This window comes from Synechococcus sp. LTW-R (genome assembly GCF_014217875.1).
In the GTDB taxonomy this organism is placed as follows: Bacteria; Cyanobacteriota; Cyanobacteriia; order PCC-6307; family Cyanobiaceae; genus Vulcanococcus.
The window spans coordinates 576,523-594,553 of record NZ_CP059060.1; the positions used below are offsets into that span (position 1 = coordinate 576,523).

The 18,031-nt window shown below is 63.0% G+C and carries 23 protein-coding genes and 1 riboswitch; of the genes, 15 read left to right on the plus strand and 8 right to left on the minus strand.

What is annotated here, in order from left to right; all coding sequences use genetic code 11:
* Positions 1-81: 81 nt before the first annotated feature.
* The 7 genes from glpX (at position 82) to H0O22_RS03325 (ending at position 7,174) form a co-directional block, all read left to right on the plus strand.
* On the plus strand, positions 82-1,086 hold the full coding sequence (gene glpX, locus H0O22_RS03295; RefSeq protein WP_010316931.1) for a class II fructose-bisphosphatase: 1,005 nt from the start codon (positions 82-84) through the stop codon (positions 1,084-1,086).
* A gap of 87 nt (positions 1,087-1,173) precedes the next feature.
* Positions 1,174-2,478, plus strand: a complete 1,305-nt coding sequence (locus H0O22_RS03300) for a glutamyl-tRNA reductase (RefSeq protein WP_185187604.1) — start codon at positions 1,174-1,176, stop codon at positions 2,476-2,478.
* Between the two features lie 137 nt (positions 2,479-2,615).
* A complete protein-coding gene (locus tag H0O22_RS03305) occupies positions 2,616-3,911 on the plus strand; it encodes a glucose-1-phosphate adenylyltransferase (protein WP_185187605.1) in 1,296 nt (431 codons plus the stop codon).
* 144 nt (positions 3,912-4,055) lie between these two features.
* Positions 4,056-5,474: an NADP-dependent phosphogluconate dehydrogenase gene (gene gndA / locus H0O22_RS03310; RefSeq protein WP_185187606.1), complete on the plus strand. Its 1,419-nt coding sequence runs from the start codon at positions 4,056-4,058 to the stop codon at positions 5,472-5,474.
* Between the two features lie 10 nt (positions 5,475-5,484).
* Positions 5,485-6,210 (plus strand): 6-phosphogluconolactonase, encoded by a 726-nt coding sequence (pgl, locus tag H0O22_RS03315; RefSeq protein ID WP_185187607.1) that lies wholly within the window; start codon positions 5,485-5,487, stop codon positions 6,208-6,210.
* A gap of 4 nt (positions 6,211-6,214) precedes the next feature.
* On the plus strand, positions 6,215-6,787 hold the full coding sequence (locus tag H0O22_RS03320; RefSeq protein ID WP_255439442.1) for a CIA30 family protein: 573 nt from the start codon (positions 6,215-6,217) through the stop codon (positions 6,785-6,787).
* Positions 6,788-6,790: 3 nt separating this feature from the next.
* The gene (locus H0O22_RS03325; RefSeq protein ID WP_185187608.1) at positions 6,791-7,174 is read left to right on the plus strand and encodes a hypothetical protein; all 384 of its coding nucleotides are present in this window, start codon (positions 6,791-6,793) and stop codon (positions 7,172-7,174) included.
* On the opposite strand, the gene ilvD is transcribed toward H0O22_RS03325, so the two are convergent.
* Genes ilvD through upp form a run of 3 tightly spaced genes read right to left on the minus strand, consistent with a single transcriptional unit; the run spans position 7,171 to position 9,882 of the window.
* On the minus strand, positions 7,171-8,847 hold the full coding sequence (gene ilvD, locus H0O22_RS03330; protein WP_185187609.1) for a dihydroxy-acid dehydratase: 1,677 nt from the start codon (positions 8,845-8,847) through the stop codon (positions 7,171-7,173). The two genes, H0O22_RS03325 and ilvD, sit on opposite strands and share 4 nt — an antisense overlap.
* A gap of 42 nt (positions 8,848-8,889) precedes the next feature.
* The gene (locus tag H0O22_RS03335; RefSeq protein ID WP_185187610.1) at positions 8,890-9,186 is read right to left on the minus strand and encodes a hypothetical protein; all 297 of its coding nucleotides are present in this window, start codon (positions 9,184-9,186) and stop codon (positions 8,890-8,892) included.
* 24 nt (positions 9,187-9,210) lie between these two features.
* Positions 9,211-9,882, minus strand: coding sequence for a uracil phosphoribosyltransferase (gene upp / locus H0O22_RS03340; RefSeq protein WP_185187611.1), 672 nt, complete (start codon positions 9,880-9,882; stop codon positions 9,211-9,213).
* An 88-nt stretch (positions 9,883-9,970) separates the two neighbouring features.
* Here upp and H0O22_RS03345 point away from each other — a divergent pair, with 88 nt between their 5' ends.
* The 3 genes from H0O22_RS03345 (at position 9,971) to cobW (ending at position 12,268) form a co-directional block, all read left to right on the plus strand.
* Positions 9,971-10,453: a pentapeptide repeat-containing protein gene (locus H0O22_RS03345; RefSeq protein ID WP_255439546.1), complete on the plus strand. Its 483-nt coding sequence runs from the start codon at positions 9,971-9,973 to the stop codon at positions 10,451-10,453.
* A 5-nt stretch (positions 10,454-10,458) separates the two neighbouring features.
* A riboswitch (cobalamin riboswitch) is annotated at positions 10,459-10,607 on the plus strand.
* A 21-nt stretch (positions 10,608-10,628) separates the two neighbouring features.
* Complete coding sequence (locus tag H0O22_RS03350) at positions 10,629-11,210, plus strand: HupE/UreJ family protein (protein ID WP_185187612.1); 582 nt, start codon at positions 10,629-10,631, stop codon at positions 11,208-11,210.
* A 2-nt stretch (positions 11,211-11,212) separates the two neighbouring features.
* Complete coding sequence (gene cobW, locus H0O22_RS03355) at positions 11,213-12,268, plus strand: cobalamin biosynthesis protein CobW (protein ID WP_185187613.1); 1,056 nt, start codon at positions 11,213-11,215, stop codon at positions 12,266-12,268.
* On the opposite strand, the gene H0O22_RS03360 is transcribed toward cobW, so the two are convergent.
* Positions 12,265-12,600 carry a hypothetical protein gene (locus tag H0O22_RS03360; protein WP_255439443.1) on the minus strand — a complete coding sequence of 112 codons (336 nt, stop codon included), beginning with the start codon at positions 12,598-12,600 and terminating at the stop codon, positions 12,265-12,267. The two genes, cobW and H0O22_RS03360, sit on opposite strands and share 4 nt — an antisense overlap.
* 92 nt (positions 12,601-12,692) lie before the next feature.
* Here H0O22_RS03360 and purS point away from each other — a divergent pair, with 92 nt between their 5' ends.
* The 3 genes from purS to H0O22_RS03375 are packed head-to-tail and all read left to right on the plus strand — an operon-like array spanning position 12,693 to position 14,581.
* Positions 12,693-12,962, plus strand: coding sequence for a phosphoribosylformylglycinamidine synthase subunit PurS (gene purS, locus H0O22_RS03365; protein ID WP_185187614.1), 270 nt, complete (start codon positions 12,693-12,695; stop codon positions 12,960-12,962).
* A 3-nt stretch (positions 12,963-12,965) separates the two neighbouring features.
* Entirely contained in the window at positions 12,966-13,619 is a 654-nt protein-coding gene (purQ, locus tag H0O22_RS03370) for a phosphoribosylformylglycinamidine synthase subunit PurQ (RefSeq protein WP_185187615.1), read from the plus strand.
* Complete coding sequence (locus H0O22_RS03375; protein WP_185187616.1) at positions 13,616-14,581, plus strand: LD-carboxypeptidase; 966 nt, start codon at positions 13,616-13,618, stop codon at positions 14,579-14,581. The genes purQ and H0O22_RS03375 overlap by 4 nt, the downstream gene beginning before the upstream one ends.
* A gap of 55 nt (positions 14,582-14,636) precedes the next feature.
* Here H0O22_RS03375 and H0O22_RS03380 read toward each other — a convergent pair whose 3' ends face one another.
* Complete coding sequence (locus tag H0O22_RS03380; RefSeq protein WP_185187617.1) at positions 14,637-15,227, minus strand: peroxiredoxin; 591 nt, start codon at positions 15,225-15,227, stop codon at positions 14,637-14,639.
* Between the two features lie 153 nt (positions 15,228-15,380).
* On the opposite strand from H0O22_RS03380, the gene H0O22_RS03385 reads away from it, so the two are divergent.
* Positions 15,381-15,695: a hypothetical protein gene (locus tag H0O22_RS03385; protein ID WP_185188470.1), complete on the plus strand. Its 315-nt coding sequence runs from the start codon at positions 15,381-15,383 to the stop codon at positions 15,693-15,695.
* Positions 15,696-15,799: 104 nt separating this feature from the next.
* Entirely contained in the window at positions 15,800-16,564 is a 765-nt protein-coding gene (rpaB, locus tag H0O22_RS03390; protein WP_185187618.1) for a response regulator transcription factor RpaB, read from the plus strand.
* On the opposite strand, the gene H0O22_RS03395 is transcribed toward rpaB, so the two are convergent.
* The 3 genes from H0O22_RS03395 to H0O22_RS03405 form a co-directional block, all read right to left on the minus strand.
* Entirely contained in the window at positions 16,554-16,733 is a 180-nt protein-coding gene (locus H0O22_RS03395; RefSeq protein ID WP_185187619.1) for a hypothetical protein, read from the minus strand. The genes rpaB and H0O22_RS03395 overlap by 11 nt on opposite strands.
* Positions 16,734-16,797: 64 nt before the next feature.
* Positions 16,798-17,448 (minus strand): alpha/beta family hydrolase, encoded by a 651-nt coding sequence (locus H0O22_RS03400; protein WP_185187620.1) that lies wholly within the window; start codon positions 17,446-17,448, stop codon positions 16,798-16,800.
* The gene (locus H0O22_RS03405) at positions 17,445-17,990 is read right to left on the minus strand and encodes a hypothetical protein (protein WP_185187621.1); all 546 of its coding nucleotides are present in this window, start codon (positions 17,988-17,990) and stop codon (positions 17,445-17,447) included. Before H0O22_RS03405 ends, H0O22_RS03400 begins: the two co-directional genes overlap by 4 nt.
* Positions 17,991-18,031 lie beyond the last annotated feature (41 nt).

The following is an 18,031-nucleotide window of genomic DNA, read 5'->3' on the forward strand; positions in this document are numbered from 1 at the left end:
TTGGCCTTGAGGCCATCAACGCAGTGCCACAGCGCTTCTGTGCCTTCTCAGCGCTTCATCCCTACCCATCGCCGGACCGCCGTGGATCGCACCCTGATTCAAGAAATTCTCGAGGTTGTTGAGCAGGCAGGCATTGCTTCCGCCAAGCTCACCGGCATGGGCCTCAAGAACGAGGCAGACGCAGCCGCCGTGGAGGCGATGCGTGAGCGCATGTACAAGATCCAGATGCAGGGCCGCATCGTGATCGGTGAGGGAGAGCGCGACGAAGCTCCCATGCTCTACATCGGCGAAGAAGTGGGCAGCGGCACTGGCCCTGGCGTCGACTTCGCTGTTGACCCCTGCGAAGGCACCAACCTCTGCGCCAACAGCCAGCGTGGCTCCATGGCCGTTCTGGCTGCCTCCGATCGCGGTGGCCTCTTCAATGCCCCCGACTTCTACATGAAGAAGCTGGCTGCTCCCCCGGCCGCCAAGGGCAAGGTGGACATCAACAAGTCCGCCACCGAGAACATCAAGATCCTCAGCGAGTGCCTCGGCCTGCCCGCTGAAGAGCTGGTGATCGTGGTCATGGATCGCGCCCGCCACAAGGACCTGATCAAGGAAATCCGCGCCACCGGCGCCCGCGTTCAGCCCATCTCTGACGGCGACGTTCAAGCCGCCATCGCTTGCGGTTTCGCCGGCACCGGCACCCACTGCCTGATGGGCATTGGTGCTGCTCCCGAAGGTGTGATTTCCGCAGCCGCTCTGCGCGCTCTGGGTGGTCACTTCCAGGGTCAGCTGGTCTATGACCCCGCCGTGGCTCAGACCTCGGAGTGGGAAGGTCTGACCAAGGAAGGCAACCTGGCCCGCCTGGCAGAAATGGGCATCACCGATCCCGACCGCGTCTACGAAGCCAACGAGCTCGCCTGCGGTGAGAACGTTGTGTTCGCAGCCACCGGCATCACCGACGGTCTGCTCTTCGATGGCGTCAAGTTCGAGAAGGACTGCACCCGCACCAGCTCCCTGGTGATCAGCACCCTCGACAACACCGCCCGTTTCACCACCACGGTGCACATCAAGGACGGCGCCCAGAGCATCGCTCTGCGCTGATCGTTCGATCAGACCAGGCCGGGTCTTCTGCGGGAGGCCCGGTTTTCTTTTTTGCCGTTCTCGCTGCGCAACCCAGGGTCACCCTTCATGCACATTGCCGTCGTCGGACTCAGTCACCGAACGGCCCCGGTTGAGATCCGGGAACGTCTCAGCATTGCTGAGCAGAGCATGGAGGACTCCCTCCAGCGCCTGCGGGCGGATGAACAGGTACTGGAGGCCTCGATCCTCAGCACCTGCAACCGGCTTGAGATCTACACCCTGCTTCGCAACCCTGAGCAGGGGGTTTCAGCGGTTGGCAGTTTCCTCTCCCAGCATTCCGGCTTGGAGCTCTCTGAGCTCATGCCCCACCTGTTCGCCTACCACCACGAAGAAGCGATCAGTCACCTGATGCGTGTGGCCGCGGGCTTGGACTCGCTTGTTTTGGGGGAGGGTCAGATCCTCTCCCAGGTCAAAAAGATGTATCGCCTGGGCCAAGAGCATCGCTCGATCGGCCCGATCCTCAATCGTCTGCTCAACCAGGCCGTCAGCACCGGTAAGCGGGTTCGCTCCGAGACCAACCTGGGTACCGGTGCGGTCTCTATTAGTTCGGCAGCCGTTGAGCTCGCCCAACTGAAGGTTGGTCAGGCCCGCGGCATCGATGATCTCGTTCCCCTGGATCAGGAACAGATCGCCGTGGTCGGCGCCGGCCGCATGGCCCGACTGCTGCTCCAGCACCTTCAGTCCAAAGGGGCCAGCGGCGTCGTTCTGCTGAACCGCACGGTGTCCCGGGCCGAGGAGATGGCCGCCGATTTCCCGGGCCTCCCCGTCCAATGCCGCCCCCTCAGCGATCTCAACCATTGCCTGAGCACCTGCTCCCTGGTCTTCACCAGCACCGGAGCGGATGACCCGATCATCACGGCTGAACGCCTGGGCCAGCTGAATCGACGCTCCTCGTTGATGCTGGTCGACATTGGTGTCCCCCGGAACATCTCCGCGGATGTCTCCGAGCTGAGCGGCATTGCTGCCTACGACGTCGATGATCTCCAGGAGGTCGTTGCCCGCAACCAGGAAGCCCGCCGCGAGATCGCCGCTGAAGCCGAGGGGATGCTCCAACAGGAGGGCCAACAGTTCATTGAGTGGTGGGATGGACTAGAGGCCGTCCCGGTGGCCAATCGCCTGAGAACCCAACTCGAGGAGATTCGCGAGCAGGAACTCCAGAAGGCCTTGAGTCGGATGGGTCCCGACCTCTCCGCCCGCGAGCGCAAGGTCGTCGAGGCCCTGAGCAAGGGGATCATCAACAAAATCCTGCACGGACCGGTCACCAAACTGCGGGCTCCCCAGCCCCGTCAGCAGCGCCATCAAGCGATGAAAGTCGTTCAAGACCTCTTCGATCTCGACGAGCTCCAGGCTTGATTTCAAGCCGGATTGTCAGGGCCACTGGGCTTGCTCAGGCAATCCCGTACGAATTCCCGCCAATGTGCGCCAAAACCCGTGGAGCGGCCTCAAGAATCGCTTAACGTCTCCGTGCTTTAAAGGCGAAGAGGGAAGCGATGAAGCGCGTTCTGGCGATCATTCTGGGCGGTGGAGCAGGCACCCGCCTCTACCCTCTGACCAAGATGCGGGCCAAGCCCGCCGTGCCCCTGGCTGGCAAATACCGACTGATCGATATCCCCATCAGCAACTGCATCAACTCGGACATCAACAAGATGTACGTGTTGACCCAGTTCAACAGTGCGTCACTCAATCGCCACCTGACCCAGAGCTACAACCTCTCCTCTGGCTTTGGCCAAGGTTTCGTTGAGGTACTGGCGGCGCAACAGACTCCGGAGAGCCCCAGTTGGTTCGAAGGCACGGCTGACGCTGTCCGCAAGTACCAGTGGCTCTTCCAAGAGTGGGATGTTGACCACTACCTGATTCTCTCCGGTGACCAGCTCTACCGGATGGACTACAGCGAGTTCGTCAATCACCACATCGCCACCGGTGCTGACATCAGCATTGGCGCTCTGCCGGTGGATGCCCCCCAGGCCGAAGCCTTCGGCCTGATGCACACCGATGAGAAGGGCAAGATCCGCGAGTTCCGCGAGAAGCCCAAGGGTGAGGCCCTTAAAGAGATGTGGGTCGACACCTCACGCCTGGGTCTTTCTGCTGAAGAAGCTGAAAAGCGTCCCTACCTCGCCTCGATGGGGATCTACGTCTTCAGTCGCGAGACCCTCTTTGATCTCCTGGCCAAGAACCCCAGTGCCACCGACTTCGGCAAGGAGCTGATCCCGGCCGCCCTCGAGCGTGGTGACCACCTCCAGAGCTATCTCTTCGATGACTACTGGGAAGACATCGGAACCATCGGCGCCTTCTATGAGGCCAACCTGGCGCTGACCGATCAACCGAATCCGGCCTTCTCCTTCTACGAGGAGTCCTTCCCGATCTACACCCGTCCCCGCTACCTGCCCCCCAGCAAGTTGCTGGACTCCCAGGTCACCCAATCGATCATCGGCGAGGGCTCGATCCTCAAGGCCTGCAGCATTCATCACTGCGTCCTCGGTGTCCGCAGCCGCGTCGAAGAGGATGCCGTCCTCCAGGACACCCTGGTGATGGGTAATGACTTCTTTGAGTCCCCCTCCGACCGCAACGCCCTGCGCCAACGGGGTGGAACTCCCGTCGGGGTTGGTCGTGGAACGACTGTGAAGCGCGCGATCCTCGACAAGAACGCCCGCATTGGTGACAACGTCACCATCGTCAACAAGGACAACGTCGAGGAGGCGGACCGCCCCGAGCTCGGCTTCTACATCCGCAACGGCATCGTCGTTGTCGTCAAGAACGCCACCATCCCCGACCACACGGTCATCTGATCTGATCCTTTCTGCCGCCCTGCCTCCTTGGTCCGCCAGGGAGGTTTTTTTGTGCCGATCCGTCCTGTTTCAGTGTTCCCCCACAACGGTTCACGCCGCTGGAGGACGTCGCCACACTGATGCCATTGGACACCGCAACGCTCCATGGACAAGGCCCATTTCGGCTTGATCGGTCTCGGCGTCATGGGCGAGAACCTGGTTCTCAACGCTGAGCGCAATGGTTTCTCGAGTGTGGTGTACAACCGCACCTACGCCAAAACCGAAGAATTCCTCGCCGGTCTGGGAGCGGGCAAGCAGATCGTTGGGTCCTCCAGCCTGGAGGATTTTGTGAGCAAGCTCCAGCACCCTCGCCGGATCTTGATGATGGTCAAAGCCGGTCCGGCGGTGGATGCGGTCATTCAAGAGATCTCGCCCTATCTCGAAGCGGGCGATCTCTTGATCGATGGCGGCAACTCCGAATACCACGACACTGAGCGCCGCGTCGCTGAGCTGGAGAGCAAGAGCTTCGGCTTCATCGGCATGGGCGTCTCGGGTGGTGCCAAGGGGGCACTCGAGGGGCCGAGCATGATGCCCGGCGGCACGAAGGCCTCCTATGACGCCATCGAGAGCCTGGTCTGCAAGATGGCAGCCCAGGTCGAGGACGGACCCTGTGTGACCTACATCGGTCCAGGCGGTTCGGGCCACTTCGTCAAGACCGTTCACAACGGCATTGAGTACGGCATCGAGCAGATCCTTGCCGAGGCCTATGACCTGCTGAAGCGGGTGGGGGGCCAGACCGGCACCCAAATGGCGGACATCTTCCGCCATTGGAACAGCACCGAGGAGTTGGCCTCCTACCTGGTGGAGATCACCGAGGTCTGCCTGCGCACCAAGGACCCCAGCGACGGCAGTGACCTGGTGGAGAAGATCGTCGACCAGGCCGGTCAGAAGGGCACGGGCCTGTGGACCGTCGTGAGTGCCCTGCAGATGGGGGCCTCTGTGCCGACGATTTACGCCGCCTTGAATGGCCGCGTGATGAGCTCGATGAAGCCTCAGCGCATCGCGGCGGAGTCCATCCTCCATGGCCCGGCTGCCAAAGCCTTCGATCTCGTGAATCTCGCCGATGGCAGTGGCCCGCTGATGGATGCCGTCGTCCTGGCCTGCATGGCGAGCTATGCCCAGGGAATGGAATTGCTGCGGATCGCCTCCGCTGAGCATGACTACAACCTGAACATGCCCTCCATCGCTCAGATCTGGAAGGGGGGATGCATCATCCGCGCACGGCTGCTCAAGCGCATTCAGGATGCCTTCAACGCCAATCCGCAGCTGGAGAATCTGCTGATCGACCCCTGGTTCGCTGACCAGGTGAACCGTCGCCTCCCCGGCCTGGCCAAGGTCGTGGCTGGTGCCGCTGAGGCGGGGATCCCGGTTCCCTGCCTGAGCAGCACCCTGGACTACATCAACAGCTATCGCACGGCCCGTCTTCCCCAGAACCTCGTGCAGGCCATGCGGGATTGCTTCGGCTCCCACACCTATCAGCGAGTGGATCAAGAGGGCACCTTCCACACCGAATGGCTCGATTGAGGTCAGGGCGATGACCACCTATCGGATTGAACGGGCCCGGGATTCCCAGGATCTGGCGCGGATGGCGGCCCAGACCATCGCGTCCTATCTCGACCTCGCCCTTGATCAACGGGATCGGGCACAACTCGCCCTCTCGGGTGGCAGCACCCCCGCGGTGGCCTATGGCCTTCTCGGTCAGGAGCACCTGCCCTGGAAGCGCGTCGATGTCTTTCTCGGCGATGAGCGCTGGGTTGATGCAGACGATCCCTCAAGCAACGCCCGGATGCTGCGCCAGACGCTCCTTCACCAGGCCCCCGGGAGCCATGCGGCCTTCCATCCCGTCCCGACGGTGAGTCTTCCGACGCCGGAGGACAGCGCTACCGCCTTTCAGGCCGCCATCGAGAAGGTGTGTCCCGGTGAGCCGCCAATCTTTGACTTGATGGTGCTCGGTCTTGGGGAAGACGGTCACACGGCCTCGCTCTTTCCGGGCACGGAGGCACCGATGGTCACCGATCGCTGGACCACCGTTGGCCGTGGAAAGGGACTTGAGCGCATCACGTTGACCGCGCCGGTTCTCAGTGCCTCCCGCCAAGTGATCTTTCTGGTGAGTGGTGCGGGGAAGGCCCAGGCGCTAGCCCGTCTGCTGGATCCCGCTGAATCCCCCCAGAGGACACCAGCCAAGTTGGTGACGCCCCGAACGGAGGTCCTGGTGTTGGCCGATGAGGCCGCGCTCGCCGGAGGTGCTGCGGCAGGCTGAGGCGATGTTCTCTTGGATCGCGTCCATGGTTGCCCCGCTGCTGCTCGCGTCTGGAGCTGACTTCCCGGGCTGGCAGTCCCTGAACGACACCATCATGGGTGGCCGCAGCCAAGGCCAATGCACTGCTACCACCGATGGATTGCTGATGGAGGCCATCGTCGAGCAGGAGGGTGGTGGCTTTGTCAGTTGCCGTTCACCGGTCCTCGAGCCGTCTCGCGATCTCTCTGCCTACGGAGCCCTCGAGCTTCAACTCGATGGGGATGGTCGGCGTTACAAGCTCGCCATCGCCTGCCGGGATGGGGTCGGAGGTCTAACCGAGCTCATTCCTGGCGGCCTCCGCTGGGTGTCTGAGTTCTCAACGCGCCCGAATGGCACCTCAGTCGTGACGATTCCGTTCAATCGACTCACTCCAAGCGTGCGTGCGACTCCCGTGGGCTTTCCGCTTCGTTTTAACGCGCGAGCGGTCACGCGGATCCAGGTGCTCCACTCCAAGTTTGGCGACGTGGGTGGTCGAAACCCCGGGTTCAGACCTGGACCCCTGCGCCTCTTAATCCGCTCGATCCGTGCGGTGACCTAACGGATGGACGATGAACCTCTGCTTAGTGAACTGGCGAAGGCCGCGGATGTCTGCCTGAAGCCCTACCGCCATGCCCTTCGCTTCAGCGGTGAGCCCCCAGCAACGTTGGGCGATTGCAGCGACTGTTGCCTGCTGATCGAGGCCCGTGATGTGGACGGGGTCCGTCACCCCGACCGGGATTTGGAGCTGGAGATCTACAGGAGCGGAGAGGAGCTCAACCTGATGCTGAGCATGGTGGCCGATGAGGAGGCTCCGATGCTCTGGCACGGCAGCCACCCCGTCTGGATGCAGTCGCACTCCGGGGAACGCTGTGAGCGCCCCAGCGCCGGGGCCCCCCTTGAGGCCCTCTGCCGGCGCATTCGCGCCTTGATCGCCGGGGAGGCCTAGAGGCCGGGCTGGTCCGTCACAGCGCCCTTGCTGCTGGAGCTCACGAGCCGTGCGTACTTGCCCAGAACACCGGTGCGGTAGCGCGGTTCGGGCTTGCTCCAGGCGGCGCGCCGGGAGGCCAACTCGGCCTCGTCCACGTTCAGCTGAATTAAGAGCTGATTGGCATCGACCGTGATGCTGTCCCCCTCATGGACTAGACCGATCGTTCCCCCCACAGCAGCCTCAGGGGCGACATGGCCGATGACGAGGCCATAGGAACCGCCGGAGAAGCGGCCATCGGTGATCAGGGCCACCTTGTCGAGCAGGCCCTGGCCCACGATCGCGGAGGTCGGCGAGAGCATTTCCCGCATTCCCGGTCCGCCGACCGGTCCCTCGTTGCGGACGACCACCACATCGCCGGCATTGATCTGCTTGTCGAGGATCGCGTCGAGGCAGGTTTCTTCGCTCTCGAAGACCCGTGCCGGTCCAGTGATGACGGGGTTCTTGACGCCACTGATCTTCGCGACGGCGCCCTCTTGGGCCAGGTTGCCCTTGAGAATCGCCAGGTGCCCCTTGGCGTAGAGGGGGTTGCTCAGCGGACGGATGACGTCTTGGTCAGCGGCGGGCACCGACGGGACATCGGACAGCAGTTCATGCAGCGTCTTGCCTTCGATCGTTCGGCAATCGCCATGCAGCAGACCGGCATCCAGGAGCAGCTTCATCACCTGAGGGATGCCACCGGCCTGGTGCAGATCGACGGTCACATAGCGACCACTGGGTTTGAGATCGCAGATCACTGGAACCCGCTGGCGGATGCTTTCGAAGTCATCGATGCTCAGCTCCACACCCGCAGTGCGGGCAATGGCCAAGAGATGAAGGACGGAGTTGGTGGAGCCGCCCACGGCCATGATCACGCTGATGGCGTTCTCAAAGGCTTCCCGGGTCAGCAGATCCCGGGGGCGAATGTTGGCCTTGATGGCGTCAACAAGAACCTCAGCACTGCGCGCTGCGCTGTCCGCTTTTTCGGGATCTTCTGCCGCCATCGTTGAGCTGTAGGGCAGGCTCAAACCCATGGTTTCGATAGCCGCACTCATCGTGTTGGCCGTGAACATGCCGCCACAGCTGCCGGCTCCCGGGCAGGCGTTCTTCTCGATTTCGGTGAGCCGTTCCTCGTCAATTTGGCCGCTGGTGAGCTGACCGACTGCCTCAAAGGCACTAACCACCGTCAGATCGCAGCCGCCCAGCTTTCCGGGTTTAATTGTGCCGCCATAGACGAAGACCGACGGAATATTCATCCGCGCCATGGCCAACATGGCGCCAGGCATGTTCTTGTCGCAGCCGCCGACGGCCAGAACGCCGTCCATCGACTCGCCGTTGCAGGCGGTCTCGATGGCGTCGGCAATTACTTCGCGGCTCACCAGGGAGTACTTCATCCCTTCGGTGCCCATCGAAATCCCGTCGCTGACGGTGATGGTGCCGAACATCTGAGGCATCGCCCCGGCCCCCAGTGCAGCCTGCTCGGCCCGGCGTGCCAGGTCGTTCAGGCCGACGTTGCAGGGCGTGATCGTGCTGTAGCCGTTGGCGATGCCAATGATCGGCTTGTTGAAATCAGCGTCTCCGAAACCGACAGCCCGCAACATGGCGCGGTTAGGGGAGCGCTGAATGCCCTGGGTGATCGCGGCGGAGCGGAGCATGGCTGCGGCGTTGTCTACCCAGCAACCTACCGAGGAGCCTGATCAGCTCTGGGGGCTCAGCCCTTCCAGTTGACGGCGCACGTCCTCGATCGCCTGGTTCAGCTGCTGAACCTTGTCCTGGAGCTCATGCTCACGGACGACCGGACTCTCGCTATTGGGGTCGAAGGCCTGATCGTCGTGGTCGGCCAGACGGCTCAGGCGCAGACTGCGTTGCTGCCGGGTCTGCTGCTGTTTCCGCTCCGCTTCGGAATACAGCCACCAGGCAAAGCCGGCTGCACCGATCACCGCACCAACCAAGAGGGTGCCCAGAGATCCGGAACCGCCATCTCGGTTGGACATTGCTGCAGAGCGCTCGAATAGACCTCAGCCTACGAAGCCTGACTGCGGCTTGCCATAGAGACGGTCACCCGCGTCACCCAATCCGGGAACGATCCGCAGCTGCTCGTCCAATTCAGCGTCGATGCAGCCGGTGTAGATCGTCAGATCGCTGTAGCGCTCACCCAGGGTTTTCAAGCCAGGGCTGGCGGCAAGAGCTGAGATCACGCGGACCCGTTGCCCAGTGACCCCTTTGGTCTCCAGTTGCTCGAGCACATTCAGAAGCGTGGCGGCGCTGGCCACCATCGGATCGAAGACCAACACACCCGCATTGGCTGGGATCGATTCGGGCAAACCGTTGAAGTAACAGCGGCAGCGGCCGCTGACCTCATCCCGCTGCAGACCCATGTGGGCCACGGAAGCGCTCGGGATCACGGTTTTGGCTCCGTCCCAGAGCCCCAGTCCCGCCCGCAGGATGGGCACAGCCAGCAAGGGAATGGAGCCATCCACGATGGTTCCTTCGGTCTGGGCGAGGGGTGTGCTCACCTGGACCCGTTGGTAGGGGATCCAGTCCCGCATGCCCTCATAGGTCAACCAGCGCCCCAATTCGGCCATGGCCGTGGCAAACAACGGTTGCGGGGTCTCCGCGTCACGGAGCAGGGTCAACCAGTGGCCAATCAGGGGATGGGGCGGCACCACCACACGCAGGGTCTTGCTCATCGGTCGCGCTCCGGTATCCGCCTGCAATAACTTGATCGCCCAAGTTAAAGCTGCAGTGCGGAACCTCGTAGCCCGATGGCTGAGCTCCATCGCCATCGCCCTGGCGCTGCAGCTGACGTTCCTGTTGCCCGCTGCTGAGCCGGCATTGGCGATTACGGCTCCCGAGCTGCGCGGCCAACGCAGTGCCCAAGATCTCCAGCCGGACATGCATGGACGGAACCTGCAGCAGCAGGAGTTCCTCAAGGCCTCGATGGAGGGGTTTGATCTCAGCGAGACCGACCTGCGCGGAGCGGTCTTCAACACCGCCAATCTCCAAAACGCCAACCTGTCTGCGGCTGATCTGGAGGACGCCGTGGCCTTCGCCACGCGCTTTGACAACGCGGATCTCAGCGGTGCTGTCTTCCGCAACGCCATGTTGATGAATAGCAAGTTCACCGGCGCTCAAATCGAGGGAACCGACTTCACTGATGCGGTTCTCGATCTGCCCCAGCAAAAGGCGCTTTGCGCTCGGGCCAGTGGTGTCAACCCGCGGACCGGCGTTGAGACCCGCGAAAGCCTGGCTTGCCGCTAACCAGCGCTTAGGCTCTGAGCTCCGGTTCTTCGGGGGATCAGCCCGAAGAGGAAACGGGGAAAGTCCGGTGCAATTCCGGCGCTGTCCCGCAGCTGTGAAGAGTCCTGGCTCCAGGATTCCAGTCAGAACGCCCGCCGGTGCAACCCATGATTCCTGGCGCGGACCAGTTCTGTTGATGTTTAAGCGTTTCGGGGCCGCTGCGCTCCTCTTGAGTGCTGGCCCCGCCCTGGCCCATCACCCGATGGAGTCCCTGGGCTTGCAGCCCTCGGCCATCAGCGGTCTGCTCAGCGGTCTGGCCCACCCGCTTCTGGGCCCTGATCACCTGCTCTTCCTATTGGCTCTGGCTCTGGTCGGTCTGCAGCGCTCCATGCGCTGGACCCTGGGCCTGCTCGTCGTTGGTCTGGCGTCGAGTGCGGTTGGTCTTTGGCTGCCCGGCCTGCCCGCCGCCGAGGCCTTGGTCTCCCTCTCACTGGTGCTGGAAGGCCTCGTGATTGCCGGACGCCTGCCAACCCTGACGCTGATCCCGGCCTTTGCCCTCCACGGATACGTCCTGAGCGCTTCGGTCATTGGCTGGGAGTCCACTCCCATTGCCTTCTATCTCCTGGGTTTGCTGCTCAGCCAAGCCCTCTTGCTGACGGCGTCCCTGGTGGCGCTGCGCCGTCTGGCCGTTGATCTGCAACCCGCCACGAAGATCGTCCTCGCTGGTGTGCTCGTGGGCATCGGTGCGGCCTTCACCTGGACGGCTCTGGTCGCCTGAGCATGATCACGGCACCTGCCTCACGCCTTCCGGTCACCGTGGTGACCGGTTTCCTGGGCGCCGGTAAATCCACCTTGCTGCGCCAGCTGCTGCTCTCGAGTGGCCTGCGCCTCGCCGTTCTGGTCAACGAATTCGGGGAAGTCGGCATCGATGGCGATTTGATCCGCAGCTGCGGCTTTTGCCCAGAGGAGGACCTCGACGGCCGCGTAGTGGAACTGGCCAATGGCTGCCTCTGCTGCACCGTTCAGGACGAGTTCCTTCCGGTGATGCAGCAGCTGCTTCAGCGGGCCGATCAGTTGGATGGAATCGTTGTTGAAACCAGCGGTTTGGCCTTGCCGCTTCCGTTGGTCCAGGCCTTTCGCTGGCCTGAGATCCGAACCCGAACCCGTGTCACCGGCGTGGTGACCGTGGTCGATGGGGAAGCCCTCAGCAACGGCAGCGTTGTGGCCGATCCGGCGGCCCTCGAGGCCCAACGCGCGGCTGATCCCAGCCTGGATCACCTCAGTGACATCAACTCCCTCTTCGACGATCAGCTTGGCGCCGCCGATCTTGTGCTGATGAGCCGGGCGGATTGCCTCAGTGAGGAGGCGATTCAAGCCCTGCAAAGCCGCTTAAGCGAGCAGCTCCGCCATGGGGTCTCGGTCTTGCCGATGGCGCGGGGACAAGTTCCTGCTGCGCTTCTGATGGGCCTCGATCGGCCTGAAGAGGACGAGCATCACCACGATCACGATCACGACCATCACCACCATGACCACAGCCATGTGGCGATGGAGTCGGTTTCGCTGAACTGGGAAGGGACCACCAGCAAGGCGCAGTTGGAAACCCTGCTCCCAGCGCTGATCGCCGACCACGGTTTGCTCAGGCTCAAGGGTCGGGCCTGGCTGCCTGGCAAGAGCCACCCCCTCCAGATCCAAGCGGTGGGCCCCAGGCTGGAGTGTTGGTTTGACAGCAACTCCCGTTTGGACCGTCCCAGCAGCGATGGGCTGGAACTGGTCGCGCTTGGGCTATCCCTCGATGTTGCAGGGGTTCAGGAGCAGCTGAAGGGCGGATTGGCCTAATCCAGCGGTAGGTTTCCCTTGGTGCAGACCCCGTCCCAGCAGAGGGCCTGTTGGCTGCTCCAGCTCGGAGAGACTTCTCGCGGGGGCCCGGACGCCTCTTGCAGCTCGATGCGCCCCTGTCCGTCGTGGCGGAAATCAAAGCGGCGCTGTCCCACCTGGAGCCACCAGTGCTCGCCAATGCGCTCCACGGTCATGGTGCAGGGATGCCATCCGCCTGACTCGAGCTGGCACTCCAGCGGAACCGAGAAGGGTTGACGGGCCTGGGCAGATGCTTGGGCCGCCAGGGCCATGGACGCCAGCACGAGCACGGGCAGGGGCTGTAAACGACTCACGGCGACCCCAGCGGACCATCCCCAACCTGTCCAGACAGAGGTTCGCCGTCAGCCGGCCTGCCAAGATTTGACAAACCCCACCTAGAGCTCAGGTGCCCGTCTTCTTTGCCCGTGTGTTGGTCTCCCTGAGGCCCTCCGTGCTCGATCCCGCTGGTGAAGCCACCCGAGCCGCCGCCTCGCGCCTGGGTGTGGATGGCATTAGCAAGCTGCGCATCGGCAAGGCCGTTGAAGTGGAGCTCGAGGCTCCCGATGCCCAGAGCGCGCGGCAGCAGTTGGAGCTCCTGAGTGATCGGCTCCTGGCTAATCCCGTGATCGAGGATTGGACCCTCGAGCTCAAGGACGACTCCAACGCAGGAGCCTGAGCCATGACCCTCGGCGTCGTCGTCTTTCCCGGGTCCAACTGTGACCGGGATGTTCAGTGGGCGGCCCAGGGCTGCCTGGGGATCGAAACGCGTTTCCTCTGGCACGAGGAGCGCGACCTGAGTGGTCTGGATGCGGTCGTGATCCCTGGCGGGTTCAGCTACGGCGACTATCTCCGCTGCGGTGCGATTGCCCGTTTTGCCCCACTCCTGGAGGAGGTGGTCGCGTTTGCGAATCGCGGTGGTCGCGTGCTGGGGATTTGCAACGGGTTCCAGGTGCTGACGGAGATGGGCCTGTTGCCGGGGGCACTGACCCGCAACCAGAAACTGCACTTCATCTGTGAACCGACGGATCTGCGCGTGGAACCCGGCCAGTGCAGCTGGCTCCAGGGCTACACGAGCGGTGAGGTGGTGAATTTCCCCATCGCCCATGGCGAGGGCCGCTACCAGGCCGATCCGGATCAACTCAAAGCCCTTGAGGATCAGGGCCAAGTGGTCTTGCGCTACTGCCGCAACCCCAATGGCTCCGTGGCTGATGTGGCTGGCCTGACCAATGCCCAGGGCAATGTTCTGGGTCTGATGCCCCACCCGGAGCGGGCTTGTGATCCGGCCACCGGTGGTGTCGATGGCCGCCGCCTCCTGGCCAGCCTGTTGGGATGAGCCTGTGGCGGCGCCGTGAGCTCCTGCTTGGGGCGCTAACGGCCGTTCCCTCCCTCTCTGCCGCTGCCCAGGCAGCCAGTCAGGACCGCCCTGCCCCGTTGAAGCGTGGCGCTCGAATTGCCGCTCTTGCTCCAGGCACCTGGATGGAGCGCGGTGATCCCTTGCTTGAGCAGCTGCGATGGCGTTGCCGGCAGCAGGGCTGGGTCTTGGTGACTCCCCCCGAGCTCAGCGGTCAGTGGCGCTGGTTCTCTGGGACTGATCAGCAACGCGCTGCTGCCCTCCGGCAGGCCTGGCTTGATCCCTCGATCGATGCCCTGTTCCTGGTCGGAGCAGGCTGGGGCAGCGCTCGGGTGCTGGAGCAGGGCTGGACGATCCCGCCCCGTCCGCGCTGGTGCGTTGGCTTCTCCGATTGTTCTGCGCTGCTCCTGGCTCAACTCGTCGCGGGCAGCTCTGGTGGCATCCATGGCTGGTTCGGCGGCTCCAGTGGGCAATGGCAGCGGCTCGTTGCTCTCCTCACGGGTGCGTCTGTGCAGCCTCTCCGTGGCGTTGGCATGCGGCCAGGGCTGGCGGAGGGACCGCTGGTGGTGAGCAACCTCACCGTGGCCACCAGCCTGATTGGGACCCCCTGGCTTCCCTCCTTGAAGGGAAGGGTCTTAGTCCTTGAAGACACCGGCGAGGCGCCCTACCGGATCGATCGGCAGCTGACCCAATGGCGAGCGGCTGGCCTGCTGGATGGAGTCCGCGGGATTGGTCTTGGTCGTTTCTCTTGGGCTGAGGACGACGTGCTCCCCGGCGACTTCTCGATGGCCGAGATCCTGGAGGAACGGCTGGGAATCTTGGGTCTTCCGATCGTGAAGGATCTGCCCGTTGGCCATGGCCGCCCCAACCTGGCGCTGCCCCTCGGCGTTCCGGCGCGACTGGATGGCCGCACAGGCGAGCTCAGTCTGATGCTCGCGGGTTGAGCCGCACATAAAAAAAGGGGCCCATGGGCCCCCGAGGAGTGGTCGAAGACGGAGCTCAGTTGACGGCGGCGAAGAACTCTTTGCTCTTCACGGGGTCGGGGTTCATGGTCTTCTCGCCGGGGGTCCAGTTGGCGGGGCAGACCTCGTCGGGGTGGTTGCGGATGTGCTGGAACGCCTGCAGCAGACGCAGGGTCTCATCAACACTGCGGCCGACGGGCAGGTTGTTGATGGTGCTCTGCATGATCACACCATCGGGATCGATGATGAACAGGCCGCGCAGGGCCACACCGGCGTCCTCGTCGAGGACTTCGTAGGAGCGGGCGATGTCCTTCTTCAGGTCAGCCACCAGGGGGTAGGCGATGTCGCCCAGGCCACCATTCTTACGGTCGGTCTGAACCCAAGCCAGGTGGGAAAACTGGCTGTCCACGGATACGCCCAGCACTTCACAGTTGCGGCTGGAGAACTCGCTGTAGCGGTCGGAGAAGGCGGTGATCTCCGTCGGGCAGACGAAGGTGAAGTCGAGGGGGTAGAAGAAGAGCACCACGTACTTGCCGCGGTACGAGGAGAGAGTCACCTCCTTGAATTCCTGATCCACCACAGCGGTGGCGGTGAAATCAGGAGCTTGAAGACCGACGAGCCTCGACATAGTCAGTGAGATGAATGTTGGAGACAGGGATGACGAACTGAATTGCGCTTAATGCGAACCCGGATCGACTTCCAGTTGTCACCGCAACAATTTATCACGCTTCTACAGGTGGCGTGCTGCCCCATAGGCTGTGGGCATTACGGACAAGCGCTGATGGCTTGGGATCCCTCGCTGCTGCGGAAATACAACACCACGGGTCATTTTCGTCTGCTGAACCAGCTGCGTGGCGAGCTCAAGGACCAACCGATTCAGCGTCCTCTCTCCACCAGTCGTCCTGAGCCCAGCCGGCGCAACCCGGTTCGTCGTCGCAGCGAGGCCGATCAACCGGGTGCGGCGCCCGTGCGATCCACCCCCAATCGGGTCCGTCGCCAACCGGAGCCCCAGCCTCAGCAACCCGCCATCACGAGCTTCGACCCGATCGTGACGGTCCCCGTTCTGCTGGACGCGTTTCAAGAACCAGTCAACTAAGCAGCGGGCCCGGTTCATCCGAAGCGATCGTTACAAAGCCTGTTGTTCCTTCATAAAAGGCCCCTCGCTCAATTAATCGTTAATGCAGAGCATCATCGATCCCCTTGACTGAAGCGACAACCGCGAACGCTCCCCTCAAGATCCTGGTTGCTGACGACGAAGACAACATTCGCCGCATCCTGGAAACCCGCCTCGTGATGCTGGGCCACGAGGTCACCCTGGCGGAGAACGGAGCCCAGGCCCTCGAGCACTTCCGCGCCTCGGAGCCCGACGTGGTGGTGTTGGACGTGATGATGCCCGAGCTCGACGGCTTCGCCGTGACCGAGCGGATCCGTGCCCAATCGGAGGTGCCGATCATTCTCCTGACGGCCCTTGGGGATGTGGCTGATCGGATTACGGGTCTTCAGCTGGGCGCTGACGACTACATGGTCAAGCCCTTCAGTCCCAAGGAGCTCGAGGCGCGGATCCGCTGTGTCATGCGTCGCGTCAGCTCGGTTCAAGCCAACGGTGTTGCCGGACCGGGTCGCACGGCCCATGTGGTCGTGGTCGGTGACCTGAGCATCGATTTCAACAAGCGCCAAGCCCACCGCGGTGAGGAGCGGATCCGCTTGACCGGCATGGAGTTCAACCTGCTGGAGCTGCTGATCAGCCGTTCCGGCGAACCGATCAGCCGTCTCGACATGCTCGAAAAAGTTTGGGGCTACAAGCCGGAGCGCTCCTCCGACAGTCGGGTCGTCGATGTTCACGTCTCCCGTCTGCGAGCCAAGCTCGAGGATGACCCGGAGAATCCCGAGTTGATCCTGACGGCCCGGGGTCTCGGCTACATGTTCCAGCGCATTCCCCAGGCCATGGAGGCCCTCAGCGCTTAAAGCGCACCTTGTAGGCCCCATGGCTGGGGCCGAAGTGCTCGATGAGGGCGTCCCTCGCGGCGTGATGGAGCTCTTCAAGGTTGCTGGAGCGAATCGTCAGGCTCGGTGATTCGCTTTTGGCCTGAAGGGTTGTTGGCGAGCTGGCAACGCGAAAGACGATCTCGCGCATCGGTCAATGACCGCAGTGGCCCGACCATTGTTCCCCGGCTGCTCCGTTGCGGTGGTCGCGTGGGCTACCCCTGCTGGTGACGTGTGATGAAGCGCTGACAGTGGTCGATGGCGGCGTTCAGGTTGTCGGCCTCGCTCAGCCCGGACGTTTTGGTCGGCATGAAGCTGTGGTCCCCGCTCGGCAACCAGATCAGCTCCAAGGACGGGGCAAGGGAATAGCGCTCCACCTCCTCGCGGCGACCAAAACTGTCCCGTTCCCCCTGGAGGATCAGACATGGGGACTGCATGCTTTCGAGGTGCTCGGTGCGAAGCGACTCGGGTTTGCCGGGGGGGTGAAAGGGATAGCCAAGGCAGAGGCACCCTTGGACATCGTCCAGTGACTCGATCAGGAGGCTGGCAACGCGTCCGCCGAGGGACTTCCCGCCGATGAACACGTTGGCAACGCCATGGCGGCGTTGTTCGCGCATCACCTCCTCGCGGTAGGCATCCAGAAGCTTGGGGAGGCGATCCGGTCCACAACGTCGACCCAGTTCGCGGCTTCGCTGCATGTAGGGGAACTCAAAGCGCACCACCCGGACGCCGCAGGCTCCCAACCCGCCTGCTACCGACTCCATCCAGTTGCTGTCCATGGGCGCGCCCGCACCGTGGGCCAGCAGCAGCGTGCTCGTTGCGGTCTCAGGCCCATTGATCAGCCTAGCTCCATCGTTTTGGCTCATAGGGCGACGAGTGAGCGGGCGTGCTGCGTCAGTGTCGCAAGACCTGACGGGCTGTTTTGGATCACGAGGTCAGCCTTCTGCCTTAAGGGACGAATGAAGTCACGTTCGCCGGGCAAGGTCTCCAACACGGTCTGGCGGATCACGTAGACGAGGGAATGACCGCGCTCCCGTCGATCACGCCGTTGCCGGCGCCAGAGCCGAAGCGGCATTGCAAGCTCCAGATACACCATCGATCGCAGCAGGGGCTCGCCCAGCAAGGCCTGGGGACCGAAGGCCCCCTCGAGAACAATCAGGTCATAGTTCTGCTTGAAGGGCTCCCGCCAGACCGAGTGGCTCACCATGTCGTAGCGACGCAGACTGTTCGCGTTGTTGCTGCAGAGGAGCTCCAGCTCTGCGAGCAAAGCCTCGGCGTCAATACCAGCAGGGGTGTCGTAGCCGTAGAGCGCATCCGGCGTCCAATTGGGCCAGTAGTAGTCGTCACAGGAGAGGGGCAACACCCTGATCCCATCCAGCTCGAGCGAGGTTTGCAGCGCTCGCGCCATGCTTGTTTTCCCCGCGGCTGAGGGGCCGCAGAGACAAAGCA